Here is a 16,280-nt window from a genome sequence, read left to right as displayed (position 1 = left end):
TGCCTATTGTTCAGAGAGCCAGCGATTCGGTGCGAGCTGGTACATTAGGGAGAGCGAACTCATCTTGGAGCCAGAGGGTGACAGTCATAGCAGAAACGTAATCCGCATGGCTTTAGCCTGATCGTAGCCCCCGCGTTAAGGGGAAGAGTGAACACGGGTAAAGCATACCCGCTGTTAACTAGGGTGGTACCACGGGAAGCATGCCTCTCGTCCCTAGCCGTTGCGCTAGCGATGAGAGGCTTTTTTATTTTTGCAGCGAGGCACTAGCACTGCTCACGATGAAGGAGGCACTATGAAATGACAGAGGAAGCAAAAGAGCAACAGGGATACAATCCGCAGGTTGTTGAACCGAAATGGCAGGCCTATTGGGATAAACATAAAACATTTAAGGTGTTGAACGACGAGAGCAAGCCGAAGTTTTATGCCTTGGATATGTTCCCGTATCCGTCCGGTGCAGGTCTGCACGTAGGTCATCCGGAGGGTTACACTGCAACGGATATCGTTTCGCGCTACAAAAGAATGCGCGGCTACGACGTGCTGCATCCCATGGGCTGGGACGCGTTCGGGCTGCCTGCGGAACAGCACGCGCTCGACACAGGACAGCACCCGAGAGATATTACATTCAAAAACATTGACAATTTTCGGCGTCAGATTAAGTCGCTCGGCTTCTCTTACGACTGGGATCGGGAAATCAGCACAACGGATCCTGAATATTACAAATGGACTCAATGGATTTTCATCCAATTGTACAAGCGAGGTCTTGCCTATGTGGATGAGGCACCGGTCAACTGGTGTCCAGCGTTGGGCACAGTGCTGGCCAATGAGGAAGTTATCGACGGGGTCAGCGAACGCGGAGGGCATCCGGTTATCCGTAAGCCGATGCGCCAATGGATGCTCCGCATCACCGCGTATGCGGATCGGCTATTGGACGATTTAGAAGAGGTGGATTGGGCCGAATCGATCAAGGATATGCAGCGTAACTGGATCGGCAAATCCAAGGGCGCTGAAGTGGAATTTCCAATCGAGGGCATGGAGGGTGCGAGCCTGAAAGTGTTCACCACCCGGCCGGATACGCTGTTTGGAGCGACATACTGCGTTATCGCGCCTGAGCATGAACTTGTCGAACGTATCACCACCGCCGAACAGGCGGGCGCGGTCAAGGAATATCAGGAGAAGGCCGCACGCAAGAGCGATCTGGAACGGACGGACCTGGCGAAGGATAAGACCGGCGTTTTCACCGGAGCCTATGCAATTAACCCGGTCAACGGAGCAAGAACTCCGATTTGGGTCGCAGATTATGTATTGGCCGGTTACGGCACTGGCGCGATCATGGCCGTGCCTGCACATGACCAGCGGGACTGGGAGTTTGCACAGAAGTTCAACCTGCCGATCGTCGAGGTCGTGCAGGGAGGAGACGTCACGAAGGAAGCGTATGCCGGTGACGGTGCGCATATTAATTCTGAACGGCTCAACGGAATGAACAATGAGCAAGCTATTGCGGCGATGATCGAATGGCTGGAAGCGAACGGCAAGGGCCACGGGAAAGTCACCTACCGTCTGCGTGACTGGCTGTTCAGCCGTCAGCGCTATTGGGGTGAACCGATTCCGATTTTGCATCTGGAAGACGGGACGATGAAAACCGTACCCGAGGACCAACTGCCTTTGCTGCTGCCGGATGTGGATCATATCGCGCCGTCAGGCACAGGTGAATCGCCTTTGGCTAACGTAAAGGAATGGGTGGAAACCGTTGACCCGGAAACCGGTATGAAAGCACGCCGCGAAACCAATACGATGCCGCAGTGGGCGGGCAGCTGCTGGTACTACCTGCGCTTTATCAATCCTGACAATAGTGAAGAGTTGTGCTCCAAGGAGCTTCAGCAGCGGTGGCTGCCGGTCGATCTATATATCGGAGGGGCTGAGCATGCCGTACTTCACCTGCTCTATGCCCGATTCTGGCACAAGGTATTGTACGATCTCGGTGTGGTAGACACCAAAGAGCCGTTCCATAAGCTGGTGAACCAAGGGATGATTCTCGGTGAAAACAACGAAAAAATGAGTAAATCGCGCGGTAACGTTATAAATCCGGATGTGATCGTGAACGAATATGGCGGAGATACACTGCGTATGTATGAAATGTTCATGGGGCCGCTGGAGGCCACAAAGCCTTGGAATGTGAACGGCGTTGAGGGAGCGTTCCGCTTCTTGAACCGGATTTGGCGGTTGTTCGTTGGCGAAGACGGGCAATTGAGCGCCAAAGTTAGCACCGACGAGACAGCGGGCAGCGATACGTTCAAGCGCACATGGCACCGCACCATCAAGAAAGTGACAGAGGATTTCGATGCGCTGCGCTTTAACACGGCGATCAGCCAGTTGATGATCTTTATCAATGAAGCATACAAAACGGATAAGCTGCCAAAGCAGGCTGTCGAGCATTTTGTGCAGATGCTGTCGCCAATCGCTCCACATATTGCCGAGGAGTTGTGGCAGAAGCTCGGGCATAATGAAACCATAACCTATGAGCCATGGCCGGTCTACGGCGAGGCTTGGACTGTGGACAATGAGGTCGAAATCGTCATACAGGTGAACGGTAAAATTGTAGAACGGGCGATGGTGGCCAAGGACGCTGATGAAGCCGCGCTGCAAGAGCTCGCCATGGGCATGGATAAAGTGAAGGAAGCGATGGCCGGGAAAAGCGTACGCAAGGTGATTGCGGTAAAAGGCAAGCTGGTCAACATTGTTGTCGGTTAATGTAACATCGGCTGCGTCTCGCTGTCCCGGGAAAAAGCAACATAAGTGGGGAGCAGCTATGCATCTGGAACTCGGCTGTGACCGTGAGTAATCTTAATGGCTTGCTTCTAACAAATAACCGCTCTGCGGCAGCTGCAGCGCGGTTCATAGGAAAAGACGTGAAAGCATCACGTTATTTGACCTTTTGCATCGAAAAACCGTGATGACACCTTTTCCAAATCTTCTTCGTATTTGGCATGAGTTGTGTGGATCAGGTTGTTAAACAATCCGCACAGCTCTTTTTGCATTATGCGGAGTGCTGTCTCTGTGATACCTCCCGGCACGGCGACTCGCTTTTGCAAGGCGGCGGGATTAAATCCTCCGGTCGTCAGCAGTTTTCCCGTTCCGAGTACCATTTCGCTCGCTAATTGGGTGGCCTGCTCTTCAGATATACCGGTTTTTTCTACGGCGGCGTCCACGAATTTCTGAATGAAAAATGCCAAAAAAGCTGGCCCGCAGCTGGTGAGATCGGACGAAATACGTGTGTGTTCCTCAGAAATCCTGATCGGTGCGCTAATGTGGGAAAGCAGGTTTTCGAGCCGCTCGATATCCTCGTCCGCCATCCGGTCACTATAAACGCACAAGGTCGCGCCACTTAAGACAAAGTTTGTGATGCTCGGTATGATTTTGGCAATTTTGCAAGGCAGCAGCGCTTCCAAATGTTGAATTAACACGGGACTCGTGATGGATACAATGATCTGCGCCGCATCGATCCCGCCCTGTATATCGTCGACGACAGATTTATATTCAGCAGGCTTCACGCATATAAAAATAATTTCACTATCCCGGATAACATCTGCATTGGACTTGACCACCAGTAGCCCTGGATAAGTCGCCGCCAGTCGTTCCGCTTTAGCTATGGTACGGTTCGTCACAATTAAGTCATCCGGGCTAAGCGCTCCGGATTGGATAAATGCTTCGATGAGGATACTGCCCATGCTTCCCGTGCCGATAAATCCAACTCTCATGGCTATCCCTCCCTGTGAATAAATTCCTTCTTAATAGCTATGAGTACCGCAACGGGATTATGTACTTTTTTCTGCAAAACAGTGCATGTATGTTTGAGTTCACTAATTGAACGGAGGGAGAATTATGTTAAATTTCGTGCGAGGTCTGGGCGCAAGGGGTGCTTTGCATAGCGTGTGTGCGGTGCTTCTGGTCGGCGGTTGGCTCGGATACAGCGTGTGGGACCGCACCACGGAGGCTGCATCCGAATGGAGATCGGCCGATCTCGAAATGAGGCGGCTGCTGCAGGAGCAGGCTGCACAAAAGGCGGGACAGTCGGGCAGCGATGCTCTGAGAAGCTCTGCAGAGCACGGCGAGTCCGTACGGAGCGGCGATCCTGAAGCGGCACGGCGGCAGGCTGAACCGGCAGAGGACAATCCGTCACCGGGGGCAGAGACGACGCCCACCGGCGACAGCCAGCAGGCGGCAGCGCCGCAACAGTCCGCAGCGTCACAACAAGCTCTACCGGCGGAAGCACAGCTATCGCGAGCTGCTGCCGATTCTGCGCCGGCAGGTGCTGCATCCGCGGGCCACACTGCGCCCGGCGGCCGGTCGGCGGCCGGCGCTTCGTCTGCCTCCGACTCCGCATCTGGCCCCGCGGCATCTGCTATGGCCACCACGATACCCGGTGGGGCACCTGCTGCACCCGAATCAGCAAATCCAGCGGGCCAGGGCCCGGCTTCTACAGCCGCGGGCAGTGGGAAGCCGGAGGAAGCTGGCGGAAAGATACCGCTAAACACTGCCACGATGCAGCAGCTGATGGACCTTCCCGGCATCGGCGAGAGCAAAGCTAACGCAATCATAGCCTACCGCGAGCAGGTCGGCGGGCAGTTTCATTCGGTTGAGCAGCTGTTGGAGGTGAAAGGAATCGGTGACAAAGTTTTGGCTAAAATGAAACCATATCTTACGCTTGACGCGAAAAACTGATCCGGCACTTCCGTTTTCATTATGAATGTGCGAAAATATATAAGATATAGCCATTATTCATTTTTTCTATATTAGGGAGGAATTTATTTCCATGTCTGAAGAACGTAAACTAGGACTTGAAACGTTGGCTGTGCACGCGGGCCAAGAAATCGACCCGACCACCATGTCTCGGGCTGTGCCTTTGTACCAAACAACCTCATACGGCTTCCGTGATACGGATCATGCCGCTAATTTATTTGCACTGAAAGAATTCGGCAACATCTATACCCGGTTGATGAACCCTACAACAGACGTTTTCGAGAAAAGGGTTGCAGCGTTGGAAGGCGCTCCGGCAGCACTAGCGACCGCGTCCGGTCAGGCGGCGATAACATATTCGCTGTTAAATATCGCCGGTGCGGGGGATGAGGTTGTTTCGGCAGCCAGCTTGTATGGCGGTACCTATAATCTGTTTTCGACCACGCTGCCTAAGCTCGGAATTAAAGTAGCGTTCGTTGATCCGTCCGATCCTGAAAATTTCCGCAAAGCAATTACCGATAAGACCAAGGCGTTGTACGCCGAAACCATCGGAAACCCGAAAGGGGATGTACTCGACGTCGCGGCGGTGGCAGCGATCGCTCATGAACACGGTATTCCGTTGATCGTGGATAACACGTTCCCAAGCCCTTATCTGTGCAGACCGATCGAACATGGTGCGGATATCGTCGTTCATTCGGCGACCAAGTTCATTGGCGGTCACGGAACTTCGATCGGTGGCGTGATTGTCGACGGCGGAACATTCGACTGGAAGGCAAGCGGCAAATTCCCTGGTTTGACAGAACCGGACCCAAGCTATCATGGTGTGGTTTACACAGATGCGGTTGGTCCGATTGCGTATATCATCAAGGCAAGAGTACAGCTTCTCCGCGACATGGGAGCTTCCATCTCGCCATTTAACTCATTCCAGCTCCTGCAGGGTTTGGAGACACTTCATCTGCGTATGGAACGTCACAGCTCCAACGCTCTGAGTGTGGCGCAGTTCCTGGAAGCCCACGAGGCTGTGGAGTGGGTGAGCTACGCCGGCCTGCCAAGCCATGCTTCGTATGAGCTTGCCCAAAAATATCTGCCGAAGGGCGCGGGTGCCATCATGACATTTGGCATCAAAGGCGGCATGGAGGCCGGCCGCAAGGTGATCAATAACGTGAAGTTATTCTCCCACTTAGCTAATGTCGGCGATTCGAAGTCTCTGATCATCCATCCGGCAAGCACGACGCATCAACAATTGAACGAGCAGGAACAGCAGGCGGCGGGCGTTAGTCCCGGTATGATACGCTTGTCCATAGGTACCGAGTCGATCGAAGACATACTCTTTGACTTGAATCAGGCGATCGAAGCCAGCCAGAAGTAGTCGAGCTCGCTATGACGACCCGCAAAGATTGGGACACGTACTTCCTGGATATGGCCTACATGGCGTCCACCCGTTCACGCTGCAATCGCCGACATGTCGGGGCGGTGCTGGTGCAAGGTAAAAAACTGTTGGGAGCGGCCTATAACGGAGCGCCAATGGGTGTGCCGGATTGCTCCGAAGCAGGATGTATGCTGGTGGAGGAATATGAGCTGGACGAACGAGAGGGCGCTTTGCAGGTAGTGAAGAAGCAGCGCTGCATCCGCACGATCCACGCCGAGCAGAACCTGCTTCTGTTTACGGATCCTAAGGATCGCGAGCACTCCATAGTTTATGTGACAGACCAGCCGTGCTGGACATGCGCCAACATGCTCGCTAACAGCGGGATCTCGGAAATTGTCTATCATCGACCTTATCCTAAGGACAGCGAGAAAGTGGCAACGTTGATGGAGCTAAAAGGAATTATTATCAGACATCTGGACTCGTATGAGCCCCCGGCAGGCACGCTGTCGGCAGCGCAGCATTAAGCACTGCGAATGCACGGTCACTAGGCCGTTACCGAGAAATCCGGAACATTAACAAGCGAAGCTTTGTATCGCAAGAGGAAGAACCTCTTGCCGCTCTTCAGCGGCAGGAGGTTCTTTTCTGTTGTCTATGAACCCAGAAAGGAGTGAATGGGACCCGTGACTCGTAGGCCGGTGGTGACGTTTGCGCTGTTATGGGCTGCAGGGTACGCGTTGGCTTACTCGTATGAGTGGAATTGGCTATCTTTGTACGTTGCCCTTATCGCCGGGATAGGCGCTGTTCTGGTGTGGATGCTAAACATACCGGGCAAAGCCTACACTTGTGGGCTGCTTGTCATGCTGATTGCAGCGTGCTATTTCAAGGAATATGACGCGAATAATCAAACTAAACTCATCCTCAACGCGTTCGCAGCTTCTGGAGCGGCAAATGCGGCAAATAACACTACTGTGGTGGAAGGCGTTATTACCACGAGGGTCGAGGTGGACGGCGATAAAGCGGCTTTTACTTTCCGATCCGATAACCACGACGGTGAGCTGTTAGCTGTATCTGTGAAGCTGCTGACCGAGGCGGAGCAGGCTGCAGCGTTCAATTGGCAGCGAGCGGATCGGCTACGACTGACAGGAGTGTTGAAGCAGCCGGAGACGGCGCGCAATTTCGGCGGGTTCGATTACCGCAATTATTTGCGTCTGCAGCACATCCACTGGCAATTCGCCGTGAAAGGTATAAACAACGTCGAGCCGCTGTCTTCCCAGGCATGGAGCTTGCTCGACGTGTTGCGTTGGAACGATCGGTTTCGCGCGTTTCTTGCCGACGGCATCGCGTCGATTTTTCCACAGGAGCAGGCCGGTTTCATGCAAAGCATGCTGATCGGACTCACGGACGATATGGACCCCGCGCAGTTTCAACGGTTTTCGCAACTCGGACTGACTCATATTTTGGCTGTGTCGGGCTTAAATGTGGCGATATTTCTGGCATGCTTGCTGTGGCTCATGCGAAGGTTTGGTTTTACGCGGGAAACTTATTTGGTCACGGCCATGGCACTACTGCCTGTTTATATCGCGGTGACAGGGGCATCTCCGTCGATTGTGCGGGCTGGGCTGATGGCGATAATTGCGCTCTATGCCGCATACCGCCACATTTTGAAGGATGGGCTGCATACTGTGCTGTTGGTGGGCTTGGTGATGCTGATTTGGGAGCCATATTACTTGATGGACGTAAGTTTTCAACTTTCCTTCTTAGTGACGATTGGATTGATTTTGGGTGTCCCTGCAGTCAATAAGCTGCTCCCGCTGCGATCCCAAACGTGGAAAAACGCTTTGTCCATCACACTTGTTGCGCAATGTGTGTCCTTTCCGGTGTCGATTTATTACTTCAACCAATTCTCACTTCTATCGCTGGCAGCTAATTTATGCCTGGTGCCCGTGTTCAGCCTAGTGACAATGCCTGCTGGCACCGCCGCTCTGATTGTCGGTCTAGTGTACATCCCTGCAGGAAAGGCACTCGCGTGGCTGATTGCAGAGCTGAATAGTTGGATTTTTGCGTTGGTCGAAGTGACCAGCGGTTGGGGGATATTCCAAACGATTTGGCCAAGCCCCGGCATAGAGTGGATGATTGCCTACTATTTGGTCTGCACAGCCATCGTCTGGGGGCTGCTGCGGTCGCAGGCACAGAGGAAAGGCACAGCGGGGCCGATGCTCAATCTGCCGGCACGCATTAATCCCCAGATTGAGCGCTGGCGGGCAGTATGGCTGCAAGTGCGGGCCCCTATGTCGGTACTGGTGCTGCTGATCCTGCTAGGGTACGGTTATACGTCTGAGAATCTGTGGCAGCACGACGGTCGGGTCGACTTCATTGACGTAGGGCAGGGGGACAGCGTCTTAATCCGAAGCCCGCAGAGTGAAAGTGTGATCTTGATAGACGGTGGCGGTACGTTGACCTTTCGCAAACCGGGTGACGAATGGAAGCAGCGCAGGGATCCGTATGAGGTCGGGCGTAAGCTTCTGGTGCCGCTGCTGAAGAAGCGCGGGGTGCAGACAATTGATTACATGATTGTTACCCATCAAGACACGGACCATATCGGAGGGCTCCAGGCTGTGCTAGAACAAATACCGGTCAAACATCTAGTCTTTAACGGTACTTTTAAGCCGGGTGCCCGTGTAGAGCAATTGTTTCAAACCGCACTGGATAAACAGGTGAAATTGGTCAAAGCGTTCGCCGGTGACACGCTGGTGGCAGACCGGCACACGACCTTGCATATACTGCATCCGCAGCAGGCGGATCCCACGGGAGCGCTGCGGTCGGAACAGGAGCAGAACGAGGCATCGGTTGTTTTCCTGATGGAAATGTTGGGAACGCGGTTTCTGTTTACTGGCGACATAGATCAAGCCGCTGAAGCAAGCATAATACATGCGCTTGCGAACGATGAAGCCCAGCCGAAGGCTGCTGCCCAGGCCAGTCAGCCCGCAGCAGCGCAGCGAGAGCAGACGCAGACTCAGCAGCGGCAGGTGGATGTGCTGAAGGTGGCTCACCATGGCAGCAAAACGTCTTCAAGCGCGCAATGGCTGGACTTCTGGCGGCCGAGCGTTGCGGTCATGTCAGTTGGGGCACACAATACGTATGGGCATCCGAGCCCTCAGGTGGTGGATCGCTTGGAGCAGCGGGAAATGGAAGTTTTGCGTACCGATCTGCATGGGGAGGTTCAGATGCGGATACGGGACGGTACAATTCGCATACGTACCAAACTGTCGGATAGACCCACCCAGCCGCTCGGCTAGTCATCCGCTGGGGGACAACAAACTCGGACCTCTTGTGCGAAAGTGTGTCACTCCGCGTGTGTTCGCCAGCCCGAGCCAGATGGCGGGTTCGCCTGCCATCGGCCTGTTGGACACCAGCTCGCACCTCTGTGCGAAAGTGTGCACTCCGTGTGTTCGCCAGCCCGAGCCGGATGGCGGGTTCGCCTGTCTCGGCCTGTTTGGACACAAGCTCGGACCTCTGTGGGAAAGTGTGCCACTCCGCGTGTGTTCGCCAGCCCCAGCCGGATGGCGGGTTCGCCTGTCTCGGCGGCGGCTGTGTTGCTTGGTAATGCATAGGTCCCTCGGTATGACCAAACATACCGGCGTCTCCTACTTCTTGCCACGCTGCTAGTCCCGCCTAGCCCATGACCTGAGCTACGGCGCCCTTGCATGAGCGGCTCGGTTGCAATGTTCCCGTGTGCATGGTTGTTCGCCACCGCCTTTCACGTGCCCAACTGGGCGGTCACAAGCTGGTAACTCCACAGCCGCTGAGCTGCTGCACCTACGCCGGCCATCCGTATTTCTTGGCACGATGCGTGCCGCACCAAACGCCTGTCGTCACCTGACATGTCGCGTTTTCTTCCTGCGGCAACTTCAATATAATGGTAGACAGGACGGTGAATTTAAAATATACTTTGGTTGAATGAATGCGTATTCATTTTCATGTGCCAAGCACTCTTTAGTGCAGGCCCATGACACAACAGCATTTATCGAATACGTATTTCCGGGGTAGAAAAATATGACGTCATCCAAAGATGTAGCGAGAAGAGCTGGAGTATCGCAAACAACCGTTTCCCGTGTGTTAAATGGCGCAGCGGGAGTCAAGCCCAAGACCAGAGAGAAAGTGCTCAGGGCAATCGAAGAATTGAATTACCGGCCTAATTTGATAGCCAGAAGTCTGGTGACCAAGAGCACGAAGACGATTGCTTTGGTGTCAGGGTCTGTGTTAAACCCTTTTTATGCGGAAACTATCGACTCCATTATCCAGCATGCGAGCCAAAAAGGGTATAACATTACCGTCAGCTTCGATGAGAAGCTCACGTCCACGTGGCTGGAAACTGCGATCGACAGCTCGGTCGACGGAATTCTTTTGTCGTCGCTCAAGCTTGACGATCCGGTATTTGAAGATCTGCAGTTGTCAGGCGTGCCTTATATGCTGTTTAACCGCAAACTGCAGACGGGCGGCAACTACGTGGTCATGGACAATGTGCTCGCCGGGGGGCTTGTAGCACGGCACTTGCTGGATCTGGGGCATACCCGCATTGCCTATATTTCCAAGAGCGGTAATATTTCAACCTTCAAAGAACGGTACCATGGCTTCACTCAAGCGGTGCTTAACAGCGGCAACAGTGTGGATGCCGACCTAGTCTATTTTTTGGATCAACCGGAGGTTGAGGCCGCCAAGGCAGTATGGAAAATAATGAACGGGCCGAAGCCTGCGACGGCGATCTTATGTGCCAATGACTCGATTGCACTGCTGTGTATGAATGCTTTGTTATCCATCGGGCTCAAGATTCCCGAGCAAGTTAGCTTGGCCGGCATTGACAATATCAAATTGGCGTCACATCGCGCAATCAAGCTAACCAGCGTGGGACATGAAAAATCTGCGATGGGTGTGATGGCAGTGGAAAGCCTCATCGATATGATCGAGGGCAGGGAAAGCACATCCACGCCCAAGCAGATCGTACTGATGCCGGAGTTAGTCGTCCGCAGCACCACTTGTAAAGCCCGCAGCTAAAGCTGGTGTGGCGGATAATATCGCCGCCTCAGATGTGCACGTGTAACAGCGGGCAGGCGGCTGCTTTTTCACTGTATCGGGTCTGGTTGCGGCATGGGTTCAACCGACAAGATCCTACTGATTGAATACGTATTCTTAAAAGCGTTTACATCACGACGATTTTCATTCCTCCATACCACGTACCAGTCGGCATAGGCGTTCAAAGCAGAAAGTAATGCCATCGGCATTCGCGTCGAATCAAAGTGATATTGAATAGCATAAACGTTTCACCTGATAAATTTCATGCTGCGTTGTTTCATCTACATATATACGGTATTTTTTGAATACGTATTCTTTAAAGCGGTTTCAATCGCCTTCACCAGGCGCGAAACTTATAAATCCTTTAGGGGGTCTTCGTATGAGAAAAGTGTCTTTAAGCATCATGAGTGCGGTTCTTGCTTTTGGCATAGCGGCCTGTGGCGGCGGCAGCAGCGGGGCAGACGGAGGCGCAGCTCACGTCACTGGCGGCGCTGGCGGTTCCAGCGGCGGTGGCGCCGTGAATGGTGCGGTAAAGATCGGAGTCATTTTGCCGATAACGGGAGATGCTGCGCCGCTCGGAAACCAAAGCAAACAAGCGATTCAATATGCCGTGGACGAAATTAACGCAAAAGGAGGCATCAAATCTCTGGGCGGCGCCAAACTCGAGCTCGTTATTGGAGACAGCCAAGGCAACCAGCAGGCGGCGGTATCGGAAACAGTACGGCTAATTGATAAGGAGAAGGTCACCCTGCTCACCGGCGCTTATCAGTCTGGCATGACATTGCCCGCCTCTCAGGAAGCCGAAAAGAAAAACAAGATCTGGTTCGCCGGCGTTCCTTCTGACGATGTGATCACGACACGCGGCTTCAAGAACGTATTCCGGATCGCAGATACATCCAAAATGCGCGTCACGTCGCAAATCAACTTCATGAATGATCTTAAAGCCAAGGGAACCGACATCAAAACGGCAGCGCTCGTGTACGAGAATAGTTCATGGGGACAAGGGGTGGCAAAATATTGGAAGGAGGATCTGCCGAAAGCCGGCTACCAGATCATTCTCGACGAGGCGTACGACCGCAAGGCGACGGATCTGACGCCTGTAGCGAACAAAGTCAACGGCGCCAACCCAGACGTGATTCTCATGGTCTCTTATGTGCAGGACGGCACGCTGCTGGCGAAGGCCTTTAAACAGCAGAAAGTGACGCCGAAGGCATTCATCGCTACTTCCGGTGGAACAGCAGATGTGCAATTCTTAAAAAACGCCGGGGAGGACGCGCTGAACTGGTTTGATATTTCCGCGTGGGAGCCTGATGTTAGCCGACCTGGGTCGAAAGAGTTGGATCAAGCGTTCGTGCAGAAGTTCGGAGGACATCCAAGCGGTGAACAAATAAAGGAATATGCGGCCATATACACGATAGCCGATGCGTTGGAGAGAGCGAAGTCGACAGACACGGAGGCACTCCGTAAGGCGCTGAAAGAAACCAACATCGCAAGTGGTCCGACGCAAATTTATACGAAAAAGATCCACTTCAACGAACAAAATACGCTGCCCGACCCAAGTCTGGTCATGGCTCAATTCCAAAAGGTAAACGGCAAGGTGGAGCGTGTCACCGTCTGGCCGGCGGCCGACGCTCGGCAAGGATCTCAAATGGTATTCCCTTACAAGCCGGAATAATTAGCCCCCAAGGGGGTGGACATACGACCTGCTCGCTGGCGCGGGGGAGGCTCCCGCTTCTCTGTTATCCGAGCTTCACAAGGAGGACTGGACCATGAGTCAAGCGATCGTGCACGGCATTCTGATGGGTTCGGTTTACGGGCTCATAGCGTTAGGTTTGACGCTCATCTTCGGCATTATGAAAGTCATTAATTTTGGACATGGCACCTTTTTGATGATCGCTATGTTCCTATCATATTTCGGCGTGACCACCCTTGGACTGCACCCATACATATCGCTGATCATCGTGGTGCCCGCCATGTTCGTGATCGGCTACGCGTGCAATCATTTTTTGGTACAGCCCGTGCTGAACAAGGAAGCGGATGTACGAGAGCCTGTAGGCGCTCTGCTTCTGACGGCGGCGGTATCGATAGCTCTTGAGAACGGGATATTGGCATCTGTAGGGGGAGATTATCGTACCATCAAAACCTCCTTTTCCGACGCAACCGTGTCCTTCTTTGGCATCCATGAAGGCCTCTCGCGCATTTACGCCTTCGTACTTTGCATCATCGTGACGATTATTTTTTATCTCGTTATGAATAAAACGGAAATCGGCCGCCAAATTCGTGCCGTCGGACAGGATCGCAGCGCGGCGAAGCTAATGGGGATCAATGTGGGCAGAACCTTCAACATCGCATTTGGCCTCGGGATGGCTTTGCTGGGTACAGCGGGGGTAGCTCTACTGCCTTTCAATCAGCTGTATCCGACTATCGGCGGCTTATTTGGGACTACGGCTTTTGTCACCGTCGTACTTGGTGGACTGGGGAGCATCCCCGGTGCCCTCATCGGAGGGCTTCTGATCGGCGTTGTCGAATCCGTAGCAACGGTGTTCGTGGCTCAGACGTTGGCTCCGGCATTTGTACTGTTTGGTTTTCTCATATTTTTAACCATCCGCCCATCCGGGTTATTCGGTTCTCCACACGATTGGTAAGAGGAGTGATAATAATGAGAAAATTTGTGCCTCTCGGCGTCCTTGGGCTCCTGCTCGCCTCGGTGCCGCTGTTAATCGGAGATGACGATTATCTGCTGAAAAGCTGCGTGTTTATTCTGCTGCACGCCTATCTTGCGACGAGCTGGAATATAGTCGGCGGATTCGCCGGTCAGCTATCGTTCGGTCATGCCGCGTTTATGGCGTTGGGCGGCTACATTTCGACCCTTTTATTTATGAATTTGGGCTTGACTCCATGGGTGGGAATGATTATCGGGGGTATTGTTGTGGCGGCAGTGTCCGTGTTGATCGGGATACCCACGTTCCGTTTTAAGGGTGCATATTTCGCTATCGCAACGGTCGCGTTTTCCGGTGGGCTGCTGACCATTTTGAAATCGGTGCCAAGAATCGGCCCCATTGAGTTGGGCTCTTTGGAAGGGTTGATTATACCGCTGCAAATGGACGGCGGTTTCGCTAGCTTTCAATTCCTTACCAGCGTGCCTTATTATTATATTATCCTTGTCTTGACGGCGGTTGTTTTGTTCGTTTCATGGTACATTGAGCGCTCGAAGCTTGGTTTCTATCTCACCGCCATACGTGAAGATGAGGAAGCGGCCAAAGCACTTGGCATCAGCACCTCACGAGTGAAGCTGTATGCGGCGGCGATCAGCGGATTTTTTACCGCAATCGGCGGCACATTCTTCGGACAGCTGATGGGGATCCTGCAGCCGGATACGGTGGCAGGTCCGGAAATGTCAACTCAAATGGTTTTTAATGCTATTGTCGGCGGCATCGGCACCGTATTCGGACCGTTTATAGGCGCGATTTTGCTGGGCACCGTGGGCGAGGTTTCCAGAGTTTACCTGGGGGATGGCATACCCGGCCTGCATCTGATCATTTATGGGGTCATTGTCACCTGCGTCATTCTGTTTTGTCCGAAAGGGATCGTTGGTCCTTTGCAGCATTTTTTCTTCACGCGGCTTGCTCCAGCGCTCTCGTCAAAAAAGACAGTGGCAATCGGCTCCGGCGAGAGGAGGAAGCACGATGGCAGTACTCCAAATAACTGATTTAAACAAAAGCTTCGGCGGATTAACGGTAACCAAAAATTTGTCGGTGACTGTCACAGACGGACAGATATACGGGGTGATCGGCCCTAACGGGGCGGGGAAATCGACGCTGTTCAATCAAATCTCGGGCTACATTAAGCCGGATTCCGGACAAATCATGTTTTATGGTAAAAACATCGTGGGCAAACCACCGCATCAGCTGTGTCACGAGGGGATTGGCCGCACGTTTCAGATCGTGAAGCCATTCGGCTCCCGGACCGTTTTGTACAACGTAGCGGTTGGCGCCTTTGCGAGAACCAACAGCCGCAGCGAGGCGCTCCGGCGGGCCGAACAAGTGGTCGCAATGGTCGGATTAGAGAGCCGGAAAGATGTATTGGCCAAAAACCTAACCATCGTCGACCGAAAACGCCTGGAGGTGGCGAAGGCACTCGCCACCCAGCCAAAGCTTCTGCTCCTGGACGAGGTGCTGGCCGGTCTTACACCCAGTGAAGTCGATGAAGCAGTAGAGCTGATTAAATCTATTCGCAGCGCAGGCGTGACCATCGTGATGATCGAACATGTTATGAGGGCGGTGATGGCACTGTGCGACCGCGTTCTGGTGATCAATTACGGCGAACCGATTGCCGAAGGCACACCGCATGAGGTAACACAGAATCCACAGGTTATATCTGCTTATCTGGGGGACGATCATCATGCTTAAAGTAAAAAATCTTAGTGTTCATTATGGCGGCATGCAAGCTTTAGCAGGCGTTAACTTGGAGGTGCACGATGGAGAAATCGTCAGTATTGTCGGTTCCAACGGGGCAGGGAAATCAACCGCCATAAACGCGATATCCGGACTGCGCAAGCTGACCAGCGGGACTATACAGTTTTTGGGCGATGATTTGACCGGGTTAGAGGCTCACGCTCGGGTGCCGCTTGGCATTGTGCAAGTACCTGAGGGCAGAAAGCTGTTTCCGTTGATGAGTGTGGAAGAGAATCTGCTGATCGGGTCCACGCACAGAGAGGCTAAGCAGCATCGGCATGAGACATTGGAGCAAGTGTACCGGCTGCTTCCGCGCTTAAAGGAGAGAAAGAAACAAATTGCCAAAACACTATCGGGCGGGGAACAGCAGATGGCGGCTATCGGCCGAGCATTGATGAGCAGACCCAAACTGCTGATGTTTGATGAACCGTCACTGGGGTTGTCGCCTTTATTGGTGCAAACTCTGTTTAATCTGATCAAGCAGATTAGCAGCCAGGGAATTACCATAATGCTGGTCGAGCAAAACGTGAAGCAGACGCTGCAAATCGTTGACCGGTGCTATGTGCTGGAAAACGGCGGGATCAGCCTTGAGGGTACGGGCGAAGAATTGTTAAATCACGATCACGTAAAGAAAGCCTTTTTGGGGATGTAGG

At 53.2% G+C, this 16,280-nt stretch carries 13 protein-coding genes and 1 other annotated feature (1 of these 14 only partly in view); of the genes, 11 read left to right on the top strand and 2 right to left on the bottom strand.

Annotated features, from left to right (window positions below; translation table 11 throughout):
* Positions 1-218: a binding site (T-box leader), on the top strand; it begins 32 nt to the left of the window's first position.
* A 79-nt stretch (positions 219-297) separates the two neighbouring features.
* Positions 298-2,748, top strand: coding sequence for a leucine--tRNA ligase (gene leuS, locus CBW46_RS03035; protein ID WP_089198523.1), 2,451 nt, complete (start codon positions 298-300; stop codon positions 2,746-2,748).
* A 167-nt stretch (positions 2,749-2,915) separates the two neighbouring features.
* Here leuS and comER read toward each other — a convergent pair whose 3' ends face one another.
* On the bottom strand, positions 2,916-3,755 hold the full coding sequence (comER, locus tag CBW46_RS03030) for a late competence protein ComER (protein WP_089198522.1): 840 nt from the start codon (positions 3,753-3,755) through the stop codon (positions 2,916-2,918).
* 124 nt (positions 3,756-3,879) lie between these two features.
* On the opposite strand from comER, the gene CBW46_RS21605 reads away from it, so the two are divergent.
* The 4 genes from CBW46_RS21605 to CBW46_RS03010 all read left to right on the top strand — a co-directional run bounded on the left by CBW46_RS21605 (position 3,880) and on the right by CBW46_RS03010 (position 9,399).
* Positions 3,880-4,719 carry a ComEA family DNA-binding protein gene (locus tag CBW46_RS21605; RefSeq protein WP_243633138.1) on the top strand — a complete coding sequence of 280 codons (840 nt, stop codon included), beginning with the start codon at positions 3,880-3,882 and terminating at the stop codon, positions 4,717-4,719.
* A gap of 91 nt (positions 4,720-4,810) precedes the next feature.
* Entirely contained in the window at positions 4,811-6,103 is a 1,293-nt protein-coding gene (locus tag CBW46_RS03020; protein ID WP_089198521.1) for a homocysteine synthase, read from the top strand.
* 11 nt (positions 6,104-6,114) lie between these two features.
* Positions 6,115-6,627 carry a deoxycytidylate deaminase gene (locus CBW46_RS03015; RefSeq protein ID WP_089198520.1) on the top strand — a complete coding sequence of 171 codons (513 nt, stop codon included), beginning with the start codon at positions 6,115-6,117 and terminating at the stop codon, positions 6,625-6,627.
* A gap of 147 nt (positions 6,628-6,774) precedes the next feature.
* Positions 6,775-9,399, top strand: coding sequence for a DNA internalization-related competence protein ComEC/Rec2 (locus CBW46_RS03010; protein ID WP_424445809.1), 2,625 nt, complete (start codon positions 6,775-6,777; stop codon positions 9,397-9,399).
* Positions 9,400-9,860: 461 nt separating this feature from the next.
* On the opposite strand, the gene CBW46_RS22000 is transcribed toward CBW46_RS03010, so the two are convergent.
* A complete protein-coding gene (locus tag CBW46_RS22000; protein WP_279386448.1) occupies positions 9,861-9,986 on the bottom strand; it encodes a hypothetical protein in 126 nt (41 codons plus the stop codon).
* Positions 9,987-10,156: 170 nt separating this feature from the next.
* Here CBW46_RS22000 and CBW46_RS03005 point away from each other — a divergent pair, with 170 nt between their 5' ends.
* From CBW46_RS03005 to CBW46_RS02980, 6 genes are all read left to right on the top strand, one after another.
* Positions 10,157-11,155, top strand: a complete 999-nt coding sequence (locus CBW46_RS03005; RefSeq protein ID WP_089198518.1) for a LacI family DNA-binding transcriptional regulator — start codon at positions 10,157-10,159, stop codon at positions 11,153-11,155.
* A gap of 397 nt (positions 11,156-11,552) precedes the next feature.
* Positions 11,553-12,848, top strand: a complete 1,296-nt coding sequence (locus CBW46_RS03000) for an ABC transporter substrate-binding protein (protein ID WP_089198517.1) — start codon at positions 11,553-11,555, stop codon at positions 12,846-12,848.
* Between the two features lie 94 nt (positions 12,849-12,942).
* Positions 12,943-13,818, top strand: a complete 876-nt coding sequence (locus CBW46_RS02995) for a branched-chain amino acid ABC transporter permease (RefSeq protein WP_089198516.1) — start codon at positions 12,943-12,945, stop codon at positions 13,816-13,818.
* Positions 13,819-13,832: 14 nt separating this feature from the next.
* Positions 13,833-14,882 carry a branched-chain amino acid ABC transporter permease gene (locus tag CBW46_RS02990; protein ID WP_089198515.1) on the top strand — a complete coding sequence of 350 codons (1,050 nt, stop codon included), beginning with the start codon at positions 13,833-13,835 and terminating at the stop codon, positions 14,880-14,882.
* Positions 14,860-15,582, top strand: a complete 723-nt coding sequence (locus CBW46_RS02985) for an ABC transporter ATP-binding protein (protein WP_089198514.1) — start codon at positions 14,860-14,862, stop codon at positions 15,580-15,582. The genes CBW46_RS02990 and CBW46_RS02985 overlap by 23 nt, the downstream gene beginning before the upstream one ends.
* On the top strand, positions 15,575-16,279 hold the full coding sequence (locus CBW46_RS02980) for an ABC transporter ATP-binding protein (RefSeq protein ID WP_089198513.1): 705 nt from the start codon (positions 15,575-15,577) through the stop codon (positions 16,277-16,279). Before CBW46_RS02985 ends, CBW46_RS02980 begins: the two co-directional genes overlap by 8 nt.
* Position 16,280 lies beyond the last annotated feature (1 nt).

This window comes from Paenibacillus xerothermodurans (assembly GCF_002220865.2).
Lineage (GTDB): Bacteria > Bacillota > Bacilli > Paenibacillales > NBRC-103111 > Paenibacillus_S > Paenibacillus_S xerothermodurans.
The sequence above is the reverse complement of the archived record's forward strand: the minus strand, read 5'-3'. Positions and strand labels throughout refer to the sequence as shown.

Bases quoted from the DNA above. Each gene is read 5' to 3' on its own strand.
- leuS (WP_089198523.1), top strand. From the start codon at position 298: ATGACAGAGGAAGCAAAAGAGCAACAGGGATACAATCCGCAGGTTGTT.
- comER (WP_089198522.1), bottom strand. From the start codon at position 3,755: ATGAGAGTTGGATTTATCGGCACGGGAAGCATGGGCAGTATCCTCATC.
- CBW46_RS21605 (WP_243633138.1), top strand. From the start codon at position 3,880: ATGTTAAATTTCGTGCGAGGTCTGGGCGCAAGGGGTGCTTTGCATAGC.
- CBW46_RS03020 (WP_089198521.1), top strand. From the start codon at position 4,811: ATGTCTGAAGAACGTAAACTAGGACTTGAAACGTTGGCTGTGCACGCG.
- CBW46_RS03015 (WP_089198520.1), top strand. From the start codon at position 6,115: ATGACGACCCGCAAAGATTGGGACACGTACTTCCTGGATATGGCCTAC.
- CBW46_RS03010 (WP_424445809.1), top strand. From the start codon at position 6,775: ATGGGACCCGTGACTCGTAGGCCGGTGGTGACGTTTGCGCTGTTATGG.
- CBW46_RS22000 (WP_279386448.1), bottom strand. From the start codon at position 9,986: ATGTCAGGTGACGACAGGCGTTTGGTGCGGCACGCATCGTGCCAAGAA.
- CBW46_RS03005 (WP_089198518.1), top strand. From the start codon at position 10,157: ATGACGTCATCCAAAGATGTAGCGAGAAGAGCTGGAGTATCGCAAACA.
- CBW46_RS03000 (WP_089198517.1), top strand. From the start codon at position 11,553: ATGAGAAAAGTGTCTTTAAGCATCATGAGTGCGGTTCTTGCTTTTGGC.
- CBW46_RS02995 (WP_089198516.1), top strand. From the start codon at position 12,943: ATGAGTCAAGCGATCGTGCACGGCATTCTGATGGGTTCGGTTTACGGG.
- CBW46_RS02990 (WP_089198515.1), top strand. From the start codon at position 13,833: ATGAGAAAATTTGTGCCTCTCGGCGTCCTTGGGCTCCTGCTCGCCTCG.
- CBW46_RS02985 (WP_089198514.1), top strand. From the start codon at position 14,860: ATGGCAGTACTCCAAATAACTGATTTAAACAAAAGCTTCGGCGGATTA.
- CBW46_RS02980 (WP_089198513.1), top strand. From the start codon at position 15,575: ATGCTTAAAGTAAAAAATCTTAGTGTTCATTATGGCGGCATGCAAGCT.